Genomic DNA, 15,796 nt, shown 5'->3' with positions numbered 1-15,796 from the left:
CGGTCACACCGGGTAAGGCGTCAACTATCGTCAAAGCCCTGTACTTGCACGGAAGGTGTGGACGTAAATGCGGCGGGCATAAGTGTGAAGGTCACGCGTCTTACCCTGGGAAGTCTGGTTCTCTGCCGCTGTGCTACTCACTTCGCGAGAGGTGGGGATGGGGAGCCAGAACTCAGCCGAGGCCATAGTAGGTGCGTCACCGCGTACGGAAGGGCCGAACATGGTTGGCCGTTAGTAGGCGATGAGTTCTCGTAGTGTGCTTATGAAGACAGAAGCGACCCGGATGGGGCAGGGCATTCAGGAAGGCGCTGGACGGTATCCGGCAGAGACTGAAGTCCGTGTCGAGGCAGACGCGGGGGCTCACTCGTGGACGAACGCGGAGCCGAACACGCTGATGGAACAGGTGCTTGAGCGCCCGAACCTGATGCGTGCGTATCAGCGGGTGGTATCCAATAAGGGTGCCGCCGGTGTCGATCAGATGCCGGTGATGGCCCTGAAGGGCCACCTGCAACAGCATTGGCCAACGCTGCGCGAGCGGCTGTTGGCCGGAGACTACCATCCTCAACCGGTCCGCCGGGTCAGTATCCCCAAGCCGCAAGGCGGGGAGCGGACACTGGGTATCCCAACGGTGCAGGACCGCCTGATCCAACAAGCCCTTCACCAGGTGCTGAGCCCGACGCTGGAACCGACCTTCTCGGATCACAGCTATGGGTTCCGCCCCGGTCGAAGTGCCCACCAGGCGGTCAAGGCGATGCAGCAACACATCAACGACGGCCACCGCTGGGTGGTCGATCTGGATCTGGCCCAGTTCTTTGACCGGGTCAACCACGATGTGCTGATGAGCCTGCTGGCTTGTCGCATAGCCGACCGGCGGATACTCACCCTGATCCGGCGTTACCTGCAAGCCGGCATGCTCGAAGGAGGACTGGTCAGCCCGAGACGGGAAGGCACGCCGCAAGGCGGCCCCCTGTCGCCCTTGCTCTCTAACGTGCTCCTGACCGAACTGGATCGGGAGCTGGAGCGGCGGGGACACCGGTTCTGCCGCTATGCGGACGACTGCAACATTTACGTCAGCAGCAAAAGATCCGGCGAACGGGTGATGGCCAGTATTACCCACTTCCTGGAAACGCGCTTGCGCCTGAAGGTGAATACGGTGAAAAGCGCCGTGGACCGCCCCTGGCGTCGGAGCTTTCTGGGTTACAGCGTGAGCTGGCATAAACGTCAGGTCCGGTTGAGAGTCGCGCCCAAAAGCCTGAAGGCCTTCATGGCCAAGCTTCGCCCCCTGCTGAAACGGTCACGGGGACAGTCGTTGACGACCACCATCCGGAACCTGAACCCGGTGCTGAGAGGCTGGGCAAATTACTATCGCCTGACCGCCTCGAAGCGTTCGGTCGAAGCCCTGGATGGCTGGATAAGACGGCGGCTTCGCCTGATCCTGTGGCAGCAGTGGAAGCGGACCCGCACGCGGGCCCGCAACCTGGTACGGCTAGGCTTGACTGAGATAAGGGCTTGGAGGAGCGCGACCAATGGTCGTGGACCCTGGTGGAACAGTGGCGCGACTCATATGAACGCGGCCCTGCCTAAGAGGGTATTCGACCGTCTGTCTCTGGTAAGCTTGCTGGATACGATGACTCGGCTTCAGAGCCGACCATGAACCGCCGTGGTACGGAACCGTATGCCCGGTGGTGTGAGAGGACGGGGGAGGTAACTCCCCCTCCTACTCGATTGCCCGGCGAAGCCGGCAAACCCGGCCATCTGAAAGAAGGTGGCGTCACCCCGACTGAGGGGAAGACAATCCGACTGGCAAGGGCGTCACTGGCCAACGGTGGGGTCTGAAGGAAGCCATAGGAAGTTAACGGTACACAACGCAAGTGAACCTGTTTCGGCAGTCCAGGTGGGTCAGCGTGCAAAATAACGCGAAGCCCGATACTCAGTCAGACCTGGGCTGTGCTTGAGGGTGGCATCGTTAACAGGGAGCCGGTGCAGTAACCGGGGAAGCCTGACACCGAATCCGGCGACGCCGGAGGCTGTGGCGCAAGGCGAAAGCCGAGGCCGCAGTCGGTGCGAGGTGGCAGATGATGCCGTAGTAGTGAGGAAGTTCCGGCCTGAGAAGCCTGGTAACAGCGTGGAGGACAAAACCGGAACGACCGCTGACGGAGGTTCAGCGGACCGGCCAGGGTCAAAAGCTCTGGTCGGATGCGAAGGGCGGAAGTCATTAACGAGAGTGACGGACGACGAGCGAACAGGTGGACGCTGCGCTCACAAGCTGCCCGACGGGGCAGGGACGTGCATTGAGGTGCTGCGGGAACGTAGTGGCTTCGGTGTTCTCCGGGCAAGGGAGTAAAGCGATACCGTGGCGGCAGATTGCCAGAGTGCTAGTACCCGGACGGATTGCTTGAAACAGACCGGCAGCCAGACCGATCCTCGAAGCCGTCACCACAGAGATGAGCAGGCATGAGGAAATACTACAGTCTGTACGGGCAATTGCTGTCAAAACAGCGCCTGTATGAAGCCTTCAGACACATCAAACGCAACAAGGGCGCGGCCGGAATCGATGGGCAGAGCCTGAGTGCGTTTGAGGCGGATCTGGAGGTGGAGCTGTCGTGCCTGTTGCTCGAGCTGAAGGAAAAGCGCTATCGGGCGCAGCCAGTCAGACGCGTAGCCATCGCCAAGGATGACGGCGGTGAGCGTCTGCTGGGCATTCCGACGGTTCGGGACCGGGTGGTGCAACAGGCGTTGCGCAGCATCATCGAACCGATCTTCGAGCCGGACTTCCACCCGTCGAGCTACGGGTACCGTCCGGGACGCAGTGGTCACCATGCCATTGGCAAGGCGGAGCGGTTCATCCGCCGCTACCGTCGTGACTGGGTTGTGGATATGGACCTGTCGAAATGCTTCGACACGTTAAACCACGATCTGATCATCCGCCAGTTCCGCCAACGGATCACGGACGGCAGTGTTCTGTCACTGTTGCGCCAGTGTCTGGAAAGCGGGGTGATGGTGGGGTACCACCTTGAAGACACGGAGCTGGGAAGCCCGCAGGGCGGCGTGATCAGTCCGCTGATTGCGAACGTTCTATCTGGACGCCTTCGACCAGTTCATGAAGGCGCGGGGTCACCGGATCGTCCGCTATGCGGACGACATCCTGATCCTGTGCGGTTCACGAGCGGGCGCGGAGAATGCGTTACGGGTGGCCCAAAGCTACCTGGAAGGGAAGCTGAAGCTGACGGTTAACGCCACCAAAACCCACATCGCCCACAGCGATGAGGGGGTGAAGTTCCTGGGCGTGGTGATCCACATGAACTACACCCGCATCCAGGACAAGAAGGTGGTGAAGCTCAAGCAGACGCTGAAAGCGCTGACGAAGCGAAACCGGGGCATCGGGCTTGCGGCGATCATCCGCGAGCTGAACCCGGTGCTACGGGGCTTTGCCAGCTACTTCCGGGTGGCAAACTGCGCGCGGGTGCTGAAGCAGGTGATGAGCTGGTTAAGGCGGCGACTGCGCTGCATCCAGCTCAAGCAGTGGAAGAAGCCGAGCCGGCTGCATCGGAGGCTGAAACAGTTGGGCTACAAGCCCCCGTTCCGGCACATCAAGATGCAAAGCTGGCGCAATGCGGCGTCCCCACTGGCCAGTCTGGCCCTGCCCAACACCTACTTGCACAATGACCTGAAGTTGATGGATCTTACGAAGGTCAAAACCGGCATCACTGTTCCCGAGTTCGGGGTAAGTTAATGGCATGAGCCGTATACGTGGCCCGTATGTACGGTTCTGTGAGAGGGATGAGGCGGTGTCGCCTCACCCTACTCGATGTTCTCTTCAGCTAAACTCCGGTTAAATCCTCTTTCCGGAGCGCCCCATGCTCACCCTGTTCCCAGATATCAAGCCCAACGCCCAACATCGCATCGCAGTTGATCCCCCTCATGAGCTTTTTGTTGAAGAAAGCGGCAATCCGGATGGCATTCCTGTTCTGGTCGTCCATGGTGGGCCGGGTGGTGGGTGCGAGGACTATCACCGCCGTTTTTTCGATGCCGAGCGCTACCGGATTATTCTGATGGATCAGCGTGGTGCAGGCCGTTCGAGGCCTCTAGCGGAGTTTGTTGGAAACACTACGCAAAATCTTGTGGACGATATAGAAACGGTGCGGACCTTTCTCGGGGTGGACCGATGGATACTGTTTGGCGGCAGTTGGGGGTCTACGCTGAGCCTGGTGTATGCCCAGTCGCACCCGGACAGGGTGCTTGGCCTGGTGCTAAGGGGGATTTTTCTTTGTCGGCCCAGGGATATTCACTGGTTTTACCAGGAAGGCGCAAGCCGCGTGTTTCCCGATTACTGGCGGGATTTCCTGGCGCCCATTCCGGAGGGTGAGCGTGGCGATCTCGTCGCGGCCTATTACCGTCGCCTGACGAGCAGCAACGAACTGGAACAGATACAGGCTGCCAAGGCGTGGTCCATCTGGGAGGGACGGTGTGCGACCCTGCACCCGAATCCGCGTGTGGTTGAGCACTTTGGGCATCCCCATGTGGCCATTGCCCTGGCCCGAATCGAATGCCATTACTTCATGAATAATGCGTTTCTGGAAGATGATCAGATCGTACGTGACGCGGCGTTGCTCAAGGATATTCCAGGCATCATTGTCCATGGCCGTTACGATATGGTTTGTCCGCTGGACAATGCTCTGGCTTTGAGCCAGGCCTGGCCGGAAGCAGACTTGAGGATCATACGGGATGCAGGGCACTCGGCGTCCGAGCCCGCCATCATTGATGCCCTGATGCGTGGTGTCGATGAGGTCGCTGCGAAGCTTGAAGGTAGGGATACGTAAAGTCACATGAAGAAGGTTGCGGCGAGCCTGGTGCGTGGATAAACTTCCTTCCGAATTTTGAGTCCTTGCGCAGGGAGCTTGATGAAAGGGCTGATACAGCGGGTTACCCACGCCAGCGTCACCGTCGACAATGAGATCATCTCCGAGATTGGTTCGGGGCTTTTGTTGTTGCTCGGTGTGGAGAAGTCAGACGACTCCAGCACGGTGCGGGAACTGTGTCGAAAATTACTCGCCTACCGGGTATTTCCCGACGACCAGGGACGGATGAATCGCAGCCTGCTCGATACGGGCGGCTCCCTCCTCGTTGTTCCCCAGTTTACGCTTGCTGCTGATACCCGGTCCGGATCCCGTCCGGGATTTTCGGTAGCAGCGGGCCCGGAATCTGCCGAAACACTGTTTCATGAATTCGTGGCCTCGTGTGGGTCGCAGTTGGGCGCAGCTCGGGTTGGCCAGGGGCGGTTCGGCGCGGACATGAAGGTGGCCTTGGTAAACGATGGGCCGGTCACGTTTCTTCTGGAGGTTGGAGGTGTGCCGGGGCGGGGTTGAGGTGTCGCCCTATTGCGAGGCATTGCAACGGTCGGTGGTCCTTTCTGGTGCTGCGCTGGCCGTTGGTGGTGTTTACTACTTCTGATCAGCTAACCAGCTAATCTATCAAGTAGTCGAAAACCGGCAGCCTTCGGGCTGCCGGTTTTTTTATGGTGCGCCAGGCATGGCGCGTAGCGCCTTGACGGCGCTGTTCCGGTGCAGGTGGTGCTGGCCGGATGACTTGGGGGTGCAAGTCCCCTATGGGCCCGGTAAGGGGAACCATTAGCCGGACGGCAAGGGTGTCCATCGCGAGGTGGAATCTGAAGGAAGCCGCAGGCAAAACACTGGCCCGACGAACAGGAATCGCATGAGGCGGTCACACCGGGTAAGGCGGCCACTATCGTCAAAGCCCGATACTTGCACGGAAGGTGTGGACGTAGATGCGGCGGGCATAAGTGTGAAGGTCACGCGTCTTACCCTGGGAAGTCTGGTTCTCTGCCATGGTGCTACTCACCTCGTGAGGGGTGGGGATGGGGAGCCAGAACTCAGCTGAGGTCATAGTAGGTGCGTCACCGCGCACTGAAGGACCGAACATGGTTGGCCGCTAGTAGGCGACGAGTTCTCGTAGTGTGCTTATGAAGACAGAAGCGACCCGGATGGGTCAGGGCATTCAGAGAGGCGCCGGACGGTATCCGGCAGAGACTGAAGCCCGTGTCGAGGCAGACACGGAGGCTCACTCGTGGACGAACGCGGAGCCGAACACGCTGATGGAGCAGGTGCTTGAGCGCCAGAACCTGATGCGTGCGTATCAGCGGGTGGTGTCTAACAAAGGCGCGGCAGGTGTCGATCAGATGCCAGTATCAGCCACTACCTGGAAACGCACCTGCGCCTAACGGTAAACACGGCGAAGAGCGCTGTGGATCGCCCCTGGCGTCGGAGCTTTCTGGGTTACAGCGTGAGCTGGCATAAATGACAGGTCCAACTAAGGATTGCACCCGAGAGCCTGAAGGTTTTTAGGGCCAAACTGCGCCCCCTGCTAGCGGCGCCTCTCACATGAATGCGGCGCTGCCTAAGAAGGTGTTCAACGGCTTGTCTCTGGTACGCTTGCTGGATACGATGGCCCGGCTTCAGAGTCAGCCATGAACCGCCGTATACGGAACCGTATGTACGGTGGTGTGAGAGGGCGGGGGAGGTGACTCCCCCTCCTACTCGATTATGCTGATATCAAATTTCCCAAGGCAGGAGGGGCGATGGCCCAGGAACTGGAAATCAAGCTCAGCGTGGCGCAGCCTGATCTGGATCGAGCCGTTGACTGGCTGTTGGGTCAGCCAAACACTTATGAGTCCGAGACCCTGCAACTGGGGAACACCTACTACGACACGCCCGATGGGGATCTCAACCGCCATAAGATTGCCCTGCGAATCCGTAAGGTGGGTGACAGACACATCCAGACCCTGAAGACCCGTGGTGAGTTCGTTGACGGTGCTCATCGTCGCCAGGAGTGGGAGTGGCCGCTGATCGGTACCACGCTCAATATGGGACTAATTGCCGACACACCTGTGGGGCAGAGCGTGAACCTTGCCAAACTGCAGCCGGTATTTGAGACCAACTTTCAGCGTCGTGTGGTCATGATCGAGCAAGGGGAAAGCCTGGTTGAAGTGGCCATTGATTCCGGAGAGATTGTAGCAGGCGAGCAGTCTCGCCCGCTCAGTGAAATTGAATTTGAACTTAAGGCCGGGGACGCCTCACTGTTACTAACGTGGGCGCGACGTCTGGCGGATGAAGTGCCGGTGTTTCTGAACCTTGTCAGCAAAGCGGAGCAGGGGTATTACCTCGCGGGGCTTTATAACCCGGTTCCGAAAGCAGTGCAGCATACTGAGTTATCGGTGAATGAATTCCTCTTTCTCCTCAGCGTGTCATGGCTCACCGGGCAGCCCGTTCCCGCAGATAGAGACAATTTTGGGGCGATAGGTCGGATGGCTGGCGAGCGCGGAGTCCAGGATCTCTATCAGCACGTGTTCCGTTCGCTGGCAGAGGGGACGAGCATTGGTGAGATGGTAGCCAGTCGGGAGCTTGGCCAACTACAACTGGCCATCGCGGCGGCATAGTTTACGACTTGTCGGCCGCTTTGGCGGCGCTGCTATCCTCTTGGGAGGCCTTTTTCTGCAGGTTGTGCCATTTGTTAATAAAATCGCGATAGTGGGACAGGGCCTCTTTCACTACTTCCACGTCCGGCGTCTCACTGGATTTCACGAGAACGATCAGGCCCTTACCTTCGATTTCCTTATCGGTGGGCGGATGGCAAACGACTTCGTCGCTGTTGTCAATGTAGGCGAGAGCGGTGCCGATACCGTGCCGAATCAGCGCACTGACGATATCCGCCCAGTTCAGGTCGTCCAGTTCAATTTCGTAGCGGTGGGGGTGGTCGTGTTGATAGTTAAACAAATCCTCAAGGACTTTCTCTGACCCTGGTGCGATGACCGAGCGCACCATGATCTCCGGGTAGGTTCTAACCGGCCGGATAACGGTACGGACACCAACTGATGTAAAGCGATCACGATTTTCATCCCGCACGCACTCCGCTGTAACTTTCTGGCCAAGGTTGGACTCACTCAGCCTGTGGGCAATATCAAAGGTCAGGCTGTCGGAGGTCGGGTCGGATTCGTCAGCGGCTAATACAACAATATGTCGGGCTGAACCAGCGTGCACCGCCTTGAGAGCTTCCGGGTCACTACCGGAGCCATGAAAGTGAACCAGGCCATTGTCCGCCAGTTCGGGCGGAAGCCCGTTGGGAAACTGACTGGTCAATATGATGATGGGAACGGTTTCATAACCGGGCACGGCCCGCATTTGGGAGGCAAAGCGAGAAAAATACTGTTCTCCGCCCGTCTGCGGTGTGTTGACGATAACGATGTGGTCTTTCATGGCGTATATCCAGCGTCCGGTTAAGATACGTTCCCGGCGGTAGAACCGGTATTCAATATAATCACTGACGATAAGCGTCAACAGCGTGATGGCGGCAATGAACATCAGCAAAACGGTGCTGAGTCGTCCGATGATGGTCTGCGGCGCAAAATCACCGTAGCCCACGGTAACCAGCGTTGTCATGGTCATCCACGCAGACTCGAACAGCGTGAGGTCCTCTGCCGCCCATATGATCACCACCTGAGTGACCAGCAGCCCGCCAAGAATGGTGAAAAGCCGCTTGATGCGTGACCGGATAATCCCGGACATAGGCAGGTGGGAAAGCTGATGTTCCGGGTTCAGCGGCCGGCGATTCCTCTGCATCGGTGTCCTTACAACGGTTCTGTCGGGGGAGAGTTCGTTATACAGTACGGGAAATATAACAGAGACACAGGGGTTTGCATTATGTCCGAGCCGTGGCGCTCCTTACCGAAGAGTCTGGCAGATGAGGTTGGCGGTGCCTGGTCTTCGGTATTTTCCGAGGGCATGCCCAGTTTTCTGGGCACTCAGGGTGGCGTATCCGATGAGGATGTGGCCCAGGCCGTCGCTCGCAGCCCTTTTGTCAGGCGCACCCTTGAACGCCATCTGGAACAGGTCGCGGCACTATGTCACTCGCGCCCGCTGACTGAGCGCACCACTGCGGATTACCTGCGCCAGCGCTGGCAGGAATTCCTGTCAGACGTGGTTGATGAAGGCAGTCTCCACGCGTCGTTGCGGCAATTCCGGACGGAAATACAGTTCCGGATTATCTGGCGGGACCTGATGCGCTGGGCAGACCTTGCCGAAACCATGGCGGCCACAAGTGACTTCGCCGACACCTGTATCCAGGGTGCCCTGGACTGGTTGTACGAAGACACCTGCGAGCAATCAGGAACGCCGTGGGGAGTAAATCCGGCGACGGGAAAGGAAGGCCCGCAACCCTTGATTGTTCTGGGAATGGGGAAACTGGGCGGGCACGAGCTCAACGTGTCGTCAGACATTGATCTCATCTTCGCGTTCCCCGGGAAGGGCGAAACCCGTGGCGGGCGCCGATCGATTGATAACCAGCAGTTTTTCATACGCCTGGGCCAGAGGCTGATCCAGGCGCTGGACCAGATCACCGCAGACGGCTTTGTGTTCCGCGTGGATATGCGCCTGCGCCCCTATGGCCAGAGTGGGGCGCTGGCGTTAAGTTTTGCTGCGCTGGAAACCTATTACCAGGACCAGGGGCGGGACTGGGAGCGCTATGCGATGGTAAAGGCGCGGGTTGTGGCTGGTGATCAGCAAGCGGGACAAGTCCTGATGGATAGCTTGAAACCTTTCGTTTATCGCAAATACATCGACTTCAGTGCGTTTGAGTCCCTGCGTGCCATGAAGTCCATGATCAGCCGGGAAGTGCGCCGTAAGGGGCTGGAAAATAATATCAAGCTCGGCAACGGAGGTATCCGCGAGATTGAATTCGTGGTGCAGGCTTTCCAGTTAATCCGGGGCGGCCGGGAGCGGGAATTACAGCAACGGGAACTTCTGGTGATCCTGAAGGAGCTGGAAGAGCTGGAGCTGCTGCCGTCAGCAGTGGTGAAGGAGCTGAAGGAGGCCTATGTGTTCCTTCGCAATCTTGAACATGCCCTTCAGGGCATGGAAGACAAGCAAACCCAACTGCTGCCGGAAGACGATCTGTCCCGAGCTCGTGTAGCGCTGATCATGGGGTTTGATGATTGGGCGGCCTGCATTGCGGAACTGGAGAAGCATCGCGGACGGGTGGCCACGCATTTTGCGGATATCATCGCCATCGAAGATGAAGAGCACGAGGTGGCGTCGCTTGATGACGGCTGGCAGGAACTTTGGCTGGGTGAAATGGACGAGGAGGCGGCGACCGTCTGGCTCGATGAACATGGTTTTGAGGACGCCGAAGGCAGCTATTCCGCCCTCAGCGACCTGCGTGGGACCCGCACCCTGCAAACGTTGCAAACTCAAGGTCGGCAGCGGTTGAACAAATTCATGCCGGTACTGTTGGAAGCGCTTACTCACGTGGAGAGGCCGTCCCAGACGCTGGCGCGGGTTCTCCAACTGGTAGAGGCGATCCTGCGCAGAACCGCCTACATGGTGTTGCTGCTGGAGAATCCGGGAGCCAGGACCCAACTGGTCCGCCTGTGCAGTGAGAGTCCCTGGATCGCAAGCCAACTGGCGGAAACGCCCTTGCTGCTCGATGAGCTGCTGAACGCAGAGAGCCTGTACAGTCCGCCCGCAAAAACCGAGCTCCAGGATGACCTGCGCCAGCAAATGCTGCGGATTCCCTACGAAGATCTCGAGGAGCAGATGGAAACTCTGCGACACTTCAAAAAGGCTCACATATTGCGGGTGGCCGCCTCGGAAATACGGGAAACCCTGCCGTTAATGAAGGTCAGTGACTACCTGACGTGGATTGCCGAAGTGGTGTTGGACCATGTAGTCGACGTGGCGTTCGCTAACCTGGTCAGCCGCCATGGTTACCCCCGGCGCAAGGATGGCTCTGCCTGTGACACCGATTTCGCCGTCGTTGGCTACGGCAAGCTGGGCGGTATCGAACTTGGCTATACCTCGGACCTCGACCTGGTCTTTATCCACAATGCCGATCCGGAACAGTCAACGGATGGTGACAAGCCCATCGATAACGCCGTTTTCTACACTCGGCTCGGGCAGCGCATCGTACACATTCTCAACACCCAGACGCCGTCTGGCCAACTCTACGAAGTGGATATGCGCCTGCGACCATCAGGGAGTTCGGGGTTGCTGGTCAGTACCCTGTCTGCTTTTGAGAAGTACCAGCGTAAGGACGCCTGGACCTGGGAGCACCAAGCGCTGGCCCGTGCTCGTGGTGTGGCAGGCTGCCGGGAAACGTTGGAAGCGTTTGAAAAGCTGCGCGCCGACATCCTGTGCCAACAAAGGGACCAGGGCAAGCTAAAAGAAGAAGTGATCAGCATGCGCGAGAAAATGCGCACCGCTCTGGGCACCCCGCAAATCGAAGGCAAGGTGCCTGAGGTTTTCCATATCAAACACGACTATGGCGGTATTATCGATATCGAGTTCATGGTGCAGTACCTGATGCTGGCCTGTTGTTCCGAGCATCCGGAATTGACGCAGTGGTCCGATAATATTCGCCAGATGGAGGAGCTGGGCCGGGCGGGGGTTTTGCCGGTGGAAGACACCGAGAAACTCAGGGAAACGTTCATCACCCTGCGCTCCACGATACACCGGCGGGCACTGCAGAACCTGAACAGCCAGGTGGCGGGTGACGCGTTTCCCGAAGAACGTGATTACATCCAAAGTATGTGGAAACGGGTTATGTTGGGTTGATGGAAGAGTGATTGCGCCCCTTCGTAACCCCGAGTTTTCCTGCTAGAATGCCGGTTTCCCGAATAGAGTGCTTTAGGAGCAGAAACAATGTCGATGGCTGATCGCGATGGCCTGATCTGGCTGGATGGTGAAATGGTTCCCTGGCGGGAAGCCAAAACTCACGTGCTGACCCACACCCTGCACTACGGCCTGGGTTGTTTCGAGGGTGTCCGCGCCTACAGCACTGAAAAGGGTGCTGCGATTTTTCGGCTGGAAGATCACACCAATCGTCTTTTCCGCTCCGCGCATATCCTCAACATGACCATGCCGTTCAGCAAGGATGAGTTGAATGCGGCGCAGATCGCTGCAGTACGGGAGAATAACCTGGACGAAGCCTACCTGCGCCCGATGGTATTTCTCGGCTCTGAAGGTATGGGGCTGCGTGCCGACAACCTCAAGGTTCATGTCATGGTCGCCGCCTGGAGCTGGCCATCCTACATGTCACCGGAAGCGAAAGAGTTGGGCATCAAGGTTCGCACCTCTTCCTACACGCGGCATCACGTCAACATCACCATGTGTAAGGCCAAGGCCAACGGTAATTACATCAACTCCATGCTGGCCCTGAACGAAGCCATCGCCAGTGGCTGTGAAGAAGCCCTGTTGCTGGACAACGAAGGCTACGTGGCTGAGGGTTCCGGCGAAAACATCTTCATTATGCGAGATGGTGTGCTCCATACGCCGGAACTGACGTCCTGCCTGGAAGGCATCACCCGCCAGACCATCCTCGATTTCGCGAAAGAGCTGAACATTCCGGTAAAAGAGCGCCGTATCACCCGGGACGAGGTCTACATCGCGGATGAAGCCTTCTTCACCGGCACCGCTGCAGAAGTACTGCCGATCCGTGAACTGGATGGCCGTTTGATTGGCGCAGGCAAGCGCGGCCCGCTGACCGAAAAGTTGCAGGGTATGTATTTCGATGCCGTGAAGGGCAAGAGCGCTGCGCATTCACACTGGCTGACAGCGGTCAACGGTTAACGCCGTGTTCCACTAACAACACCTGCAGGAAGAGCAAATGGCAGACGTTATCAAAGTGCCGGTCTCCTTCGGCGAAGTGCTGGACAAGATCACCATTCTGGAGATCAAGTCTGAACGCATTGCAGACGCGGAAAAGGTCAAAAATGTTCGGCTCGAGCTGGACGAACTGAGCGCCACCTGGAACGAGGCAGTTCAGGATCAGGCCGCCATCGCAGATCTGCGCAAGCAGCTTAAAGAAGTGAACGAGGCGCTCTGGGAAATCGAAGACGACATTCGTGATCAGGAAGCTGCTCAGGATTTCGGCGCAAAGTTTATTGAGCTGGCTCGCGCCGTTTATGTCACCAACGACAAGCGCGCCTCCATCAAGAAGGACGTTAACCTGGCCCTGGGTTCACGATTTGTGGAAGAAAAGTCCTACCAGGATTACACCGCCCGCAAGTAAAATAGCCTACTTCGGCGCTGAAGCCTCCATCCCCTCTCCCCTAGCGGGAGAGAGGGCTGTATTGATCAGTGCTGCTCAACCCACCGATCCAGCATTTTCGTCACTTCCTCCACCGTCACCATTTCCATAGCCCCCTCAAACTCCGCTTTGGCACCCCAGCGAGCGTCCTCAACTGTTTTCCCAGCAAACCGCTCCAGTGCCTCTGGATACCGATTCACACACCATTTCAGCGAATTGTAGGGCCCGGAACGGTAGGGATTGCTGGCCGCATAAATACCAAGCACATCGGTCCCCATAGCACTGGCAATATGCGCGGGGCCGGTATCAGGCGCGACCACCAGGTCGGCCTTGCCCAGCAGGGCGGTAAGCTGCTTCAGCGTATCCTTGCCACAGATATTGTGCGCTTGCTCCTCCATGGAGCTTTCAATCGCTGTGCAAAATTCCGCCTCAAAAGGCGCGGGGCTGCCCACGAGGATCACTTTCATGCCGTGAGTGCGGATGGCGTGATCCGCCAGATGCGCATAGCGCTCGGCAGGCCAATTGCGAAGCGTGTGGCTGGCACAGGGGCTGATCACGAGGTTCCTGCGGTCCGCGACGAGGTGTTGCCCAGCGAACTCATGGTCTTCGGAGGTCAGTGGGATGACCCATTTTGGTGCGGCGGGTTCCAGGCCAAGTGGCTCCAGGAAGCTTGCCAGGCAATCTCGCACGTGTTGTTGTGCTGCGGGGGCAATCCGCCGGTTAATAAACAAACTGTGTAGGTCTTTGCTGCGCGCCTTGTCATAGCCAACCTTCACCCTGGCCGGAATCATCGCTGCTGCCAGATTGGCTCTGAAGGCTACCTGCATGTGGAGCAACGCATCAAACTTCCTGGCTTTAAGGGTGTTGCGCAAATCAGCGTACCCTTTGCGCCCGGCTTTTTTGTCGAAGATAACGAACTCGACGCCGGGCAGATCACCAATCAGCTTGGCTTCAATCTTGCCGATCACCCAGGTGATCTTAACGCCTGGTAACTGTTCCTGAAGGCTTAATACCACGGGGATGACATGAGTGACGTCGCCAATGGCGGACAGACGCAATATACAGATGGAGTTAATCAAGTTACGGTCCGTTTCCAATCTTTCATCGCCGGATGTGGAGCCTGACGTGGCTCGTTGGTAAACTGTGCGCCATTCTAGCCTACTGGGCTTTTAACGTCTTTACCCGGCGGCTTAAGGTATGCCGGGGCGAGGGTACCGATCTTTTGACACTGGCTGCGGATGATTATTCAGGTTCCGGAAAGTCATTACTCCTAGTTTCGCCGGAGTATGAAGGGGTGACTTCGTCCTGGTTTTCCCCTGGCTTCTGGAAAAATCGGGCAACGCCGGTTACTTCGGGAGGTCGCGGTGGTGCCTGGTTTATCGATATGGAACCGTCGGGGATGGTACTTCGTCATTACCGGCGAGGTGGCCTTATGGCCCGATTTGCGGAAAAGACCTATCTGTTTATTGGCTTTGACAAGGCTAGGTCTCTGGCGGAATTCCGATTGTTGGTAAAGCTGAAGTCACTGGGGTTGCCGGTGCCCGTTCCGGTAGCAGCCGTTGCCTGGAAGTACCGGCTATTCTGGTATCGCGCCGCTATACTGGTACGGCGGATACCGAATTCTGTCACGTTTAGCGACAGCGCCCGATTGGTCGACGAAGCGCTTTGGGCTCAGCTGGGACAGGTCATTCGCCGTTTTCACGATAATGGGTTAGACCATGTTGATTTGAACTGCGACAACATACTAGTGGCAGAGGATCAGCTTTATCTGATCGATTTTGATCGCTGCAAACTGGTATCTGAGAGCAATAATGAAGCGCATTCAGCATGGAAGCGAAGAAACCTTGAACGGCTTCAGCGTTCTGTCAGAAAAAGGTGTCCGAGTTTATCCGCTTCCCAGCGGGAGAAGCTCTGGCAACAATTGCTGCAGGCATACCACCATCAGCCCGCGGGCTAAACTTACCTTCATGCCCGGCCAACCTTGATGACCATCGTCAGACTTGAGGAAGAACTCCATTCCAATACCCGTAGAACCCGAATCACCTATCGGGGGAAGGTTGATGGGCAGCCCGTTGCGATCAAGTGTTATCGAAAACCGCTTTTCGGACTGATTCACTGGATAAGGGCTATTCGTCGGGGAAAGAAAATAAGGAGCGCTGGTGGGCCTGTGCCGCCAATCATCTTTTCAGGGTGGTTGCCGTCGGAGCGCTGTTTTGGGTATGGCACTGCGTTTCTGGAAGGGTTCCGCCCTCTTAGGGCCATTCTGATGGATGAGTCATCCCGCTCGAGGCAGCTCCAGATAATTCGCCTGTTGGGCCAGACAATGGCGGACGTACACAAGCGAGGTATCGAGCAGCCAGACGGAAATCTGACCAACTTTCTGATGGGTGCGGACGACACTATTTGCATGGTCGATGAGGACGATATCCGCATCTACTCTCAAATGCTTCCTCTGGGGGTTGCGGTCTCCAACCTGGCTAATGTAGCGGCTCGTTTGCCAGATGAGGAAATGGTCGCAACTCTGCTGACCGCCTATCTGGACATGACCTTCGTCGGGAAAGGTTCTGAGTGGGATGAAGGTGCGTTCTGGGCGAGCGTCAAAGGCTGGAGGTCGATGCTGGACGCCAAGCGGGCGAGCCGAAATATCCAGCCCAGGCAGTTTGATTGACTACATAATGGTCAGGTTTCGAATCACGATATC

At 57.6% G+C, this 15,796-nt stretch carries 14 protein-coding genes and 1 pseudogene; 12 read left to right on the top strand and 3 right to left on the bottom strand.

What is annotated here, in order from left to right:
• The first annotated feature begins 262 nt into the window (after window positions 1–262).
• From ltrA to dtd, 5 genes are all read left to right on the top strand, one after another.
• Window positions 263–1,654, top strand: coding sequence for a group II intron reverse transcriptase/maturase (ltrA, locus tag R1T46_RS21230; RefSeq protein WP_127401912.1), 1,392 nt, complete (start codon window positions 263–265; stop codon window positions 1,652–1,654).
• An 800-nt stretch (window positions 1,655–2,454) separates the two neighbouring features.
• Window positions 2,455–3,234, top strand: coding sequence for a reverse transcriptase domain-containing protein (locus tag R1T46_RS21225; RefSeq protein WP_317306951.1), 780 nt, complete (start codon window positions 2,455–2,457; stop codon window positions 3,232–3,234).
• Window positions 3,122–3,733 carry a group II intron maturase-specific domain-containing protein gene (locus R1T46_RS21220; protein WP_317308266.1) on the top strand — a complete coding sequence of 204 codons (612 nt, stop codon included), beginning with the start codon at window positions 3,122–3,124 and terminating at the stop codon, window positions 3,731–3,733. Before R1T46_RS21225 ends, R1T46_RS21220 begins: the two co-directional genes overlap by 113 nt.
• 124 nt (window positions 3,734–3,857) lie before the next feature.
• On the top strand, window positions 3,858–4,820 hold the full coding sequence (pip, locus tag R1T46_RS21215; RefSeq protein ID WP_317306950.1) for a prolyl aminopeptidase: 963 nt from the start codon (window positions 3,858–3,860) through the stop codon (window positions 4,818–4,820).
• An 81-nt stretch (window positions 4,821–4,901) separates the two neighbouring features.
• A complete protein-coding gene (dtd, locus tag R1T46_RS21210; protein ID WP_091644475.1) occupies window positions 4,902–5,366 on the top strand; it encodes a D-aminoacyl-tRNA deacylase in 465 nt (154 codons plus the stop codon).
• 382 nt (window positions 5,367–5,748) lie between these two features.
• Here the strand turns inward: dtd and R1T46_RS21205 are convergent, their stop codons facing one another.
• Window positions 5,749–5,904 carry a hypothetical protein gene (locus tag R1T46_RS21205; protein WP_156105454.1) on the bottom strand — a complete coding sequence of 52 codons (156 nt, stop codon included), beginning with the start codon at window positions 5,902–5,904 and terminating at the stop codon, window positions 5,749–5,751.
• 97 nt (window positions 5,905–6,001) lie between these two features.
• Between R1T46_RS21205 and R1T46_RS21200 the strand changes: the two are divergent.
• A pseudogene (locus tag R1T46_RS21200) lies at window positions 6,002–6,208 on the top strand (group II intron reverse transcriptase/maturase); the annotation flags it as partial.
• Between the two features lie 387 nt (window positions 6,209–6,595).
• A complete protein-coding gene (locus R1T46_RS21195) occupies window positions 6,596–7,453 on the top strand; it encodes a CYTH domain-containing protein (RefSeq protein WP_286810607.1) in 858 nt (285 codons plus the stop codon).
• Between the two features lies 1 nt (window position 7,454).
• Here the strand turns inward: R1T46_RS21195 and R1T46_RS21190 are convergent, their stop codons facing one another.
• On the bottom strand, window positions 7,455–8,633 hold the full coding sequence (locus R1T46_RS21190) for a potassium channel family protein (protein ID WP_286810606.1): 1,179 nt from the start codon (window positions 8,631–8,633) through the stop codon (window positions 7,455–7,457).
• Window positions 8,634–8,714: 81 nt separating this feature from the next.
• Here R1T46_RS21190 and glnE point away from each other — a divergent pair, with 81 nt between their 5' ends.
• From glnE to R1T46_RS21175, 3 genes are all read left to right on the top strand, one after another.
• Window positions 8,715–11,621, top strand: coding sequence for a bifunctional [glutamate--ammonia ligase]-adenylyl-L-tyrosine phosphorylase/[glutamate--ammonia-ligase] adenylyltransferase (glnE, locus tag R1T46_RS21185; RefSeq protein ID WP_317306949.1), 2,907 nt, complete (start codon window positions 8,715–8,717; stop codon window positions 11,619–11,621).
• Between the two features lie 87 nt (window positions 11,622–11,708).
• Complete coding sequence (locus R1T46_RS21180) at window positions 11,709–12,635, top strand: branched-chain amino acid transaminase (protein ID WP_317306948.1); 927 nt, start codon at window positions 11,709–11,711, stop codon at window positions 12,633–12,635.
• 37 nt (window positions 12,636–12,672) lie between these two features.
• Window positions 12,673–13,077, top strand: coding sequence for a DUF6165 family protein (locus tag R1T46_RS21175; RefSeq protein WP_317306947.1), 405 nt, complete (start codon window positions 12,673–12,675; stop codon window positions 13,075–13,077).
• Between the two features lie 65 nt (window positions 13,078–13,142).
• Here the strand turns inward: R1T46_RS21175 and R1T46_RS21170 are convergent, their stop codons facing one another.
• Entirely contained in the window at window positions 13,143–14,171 is a 1,029-nt protein-coding gene (locus R1T46_RS21170) for a glycosyltransferase family 9 protein (RefSeq protein ID WP_317308348.1), read from the bottom strand.
• Window positions 14,172–14,389: 218 nt separating this feature from the next.
• Between R1T46_RS21170 and R1T46_RS21165 the strand changes: the two genes are divergently transcribed.
• Together R1T46_RS21165 and R1T46_RS21160 are read left to right on the top strand one after the other, a co-directional pair.
• Window positions 14,390–15,052, top strand: a complete 663-nt coding sequence (locus R1T46_RS21165; RefSeq protein WP_317306946.1) for a 3-deoxy-D-manno-octulosonic acid kinase — start codon at window positions 14,390–14,392, stop codon at window positions 15,050–15,052.
• Window positions 15,053–15,079: 27 nt separating this feature from the next.
• Window positions 15,080–15,763, top strand: a complete 684-nt coding sequence (locus tag R1T46_RS21160; protein WP_317306945.1) for a hypothetical protein — start codon at window positions 15,080–15,082, stop codon at window positions 15,761–15,763.
• The last annotated feature ends 33 nt before the right edge of the window (window positions 15,764–15,796 follow it).

The organism is Marinobacter salarius (assembly GCF_032922745.1).
Lineage (GTDB): Bacteria > Pseudomonadota > Gammaproteobacteria > Pseudomonadales > Oleiphilaceae > Marinobacter.
Note: the sequence above shows the minus strand (reverse complement) of the source record. Positions and strands in the feature narration are given on the sequence as shown.

Bases quoted from the DNA above. Each gene is read 5' to 3' on its own strand.
- ltrA (WP_127401912.1), top strand. From the start codon at position 263: ATGAAGACAGAAGCGACCCGGATGGGGCAGGGCATTCAGGAAGGCGCT.
- R1T46_RS21225 (WP_317306951.1), top strand. From the start codon at position 2,455: ATGAGGAAATACTACAGTCTGTACGGGCAATTGCTGTCAAAACAGCGC.
- pip (WP_317306950.1), top strand. From the start codon at position 3,858: ATGCTCACCCTGTTCCCAGATATCAAGCCCAACGCCCAACATCGCATC.
- dtd (WP_091644475.1), top strand. From the start codon at position 4,902: ATGAAAGGGCTGATACAGCGGGTTACCCACGCCAGCGTCACCGTCGAC.
- R1T46_RS21205 (WP_156105454.1), bottom strand. From the start codon at position 5,904: ATGACCTCAGCTGAGTTCTGGCTCCCCATCCCCACCCCTCACGAGGTG.
- R1T46_RS21195 (WP_286810607.1), top strand. From the start codon at position 6,596: ATGGCCCAGGAACTGGAAATCAAGCTCAGCGTGGCGCAGCCTGATCTG.
- R1T46_RS21190 (WP_286810606.1), bottom strand. From the start codon at position 8,633: ATGCAGAGGAATCGCCGGCCGCTGAACCCGGAACATCAGCTTTCCCAC.
- glnE (WP_317306949.1), top strand. From the start codon at position 8,715: ATGTCCGAGCCGTGGCGCTCCTTACCGAAGAGTCTGGCAGATGAGGTT.
- R1T46_RS21180 (WP_317306948.1), top strand. From the start codon at position 11,709: ATGTCGATGGCTGATCGCGATGGCCTGATCTGGCTGGATGGTGAAATG.
- R1T46_RS21175 (WP_317306947.1), top strand. From the start codon at position 12,673: ATGGCAGACGTTATCAAAGTGCCGGTCTCCTTCGGCGAAGTGCTGGAC.
- R1T46_RS21160 (WP_317306945.1), top strand. From the start codon at position 15,080: ATGACCATCGTCAGACTTGAGGAAGAACTCCATTCCAATACCCGTAGA.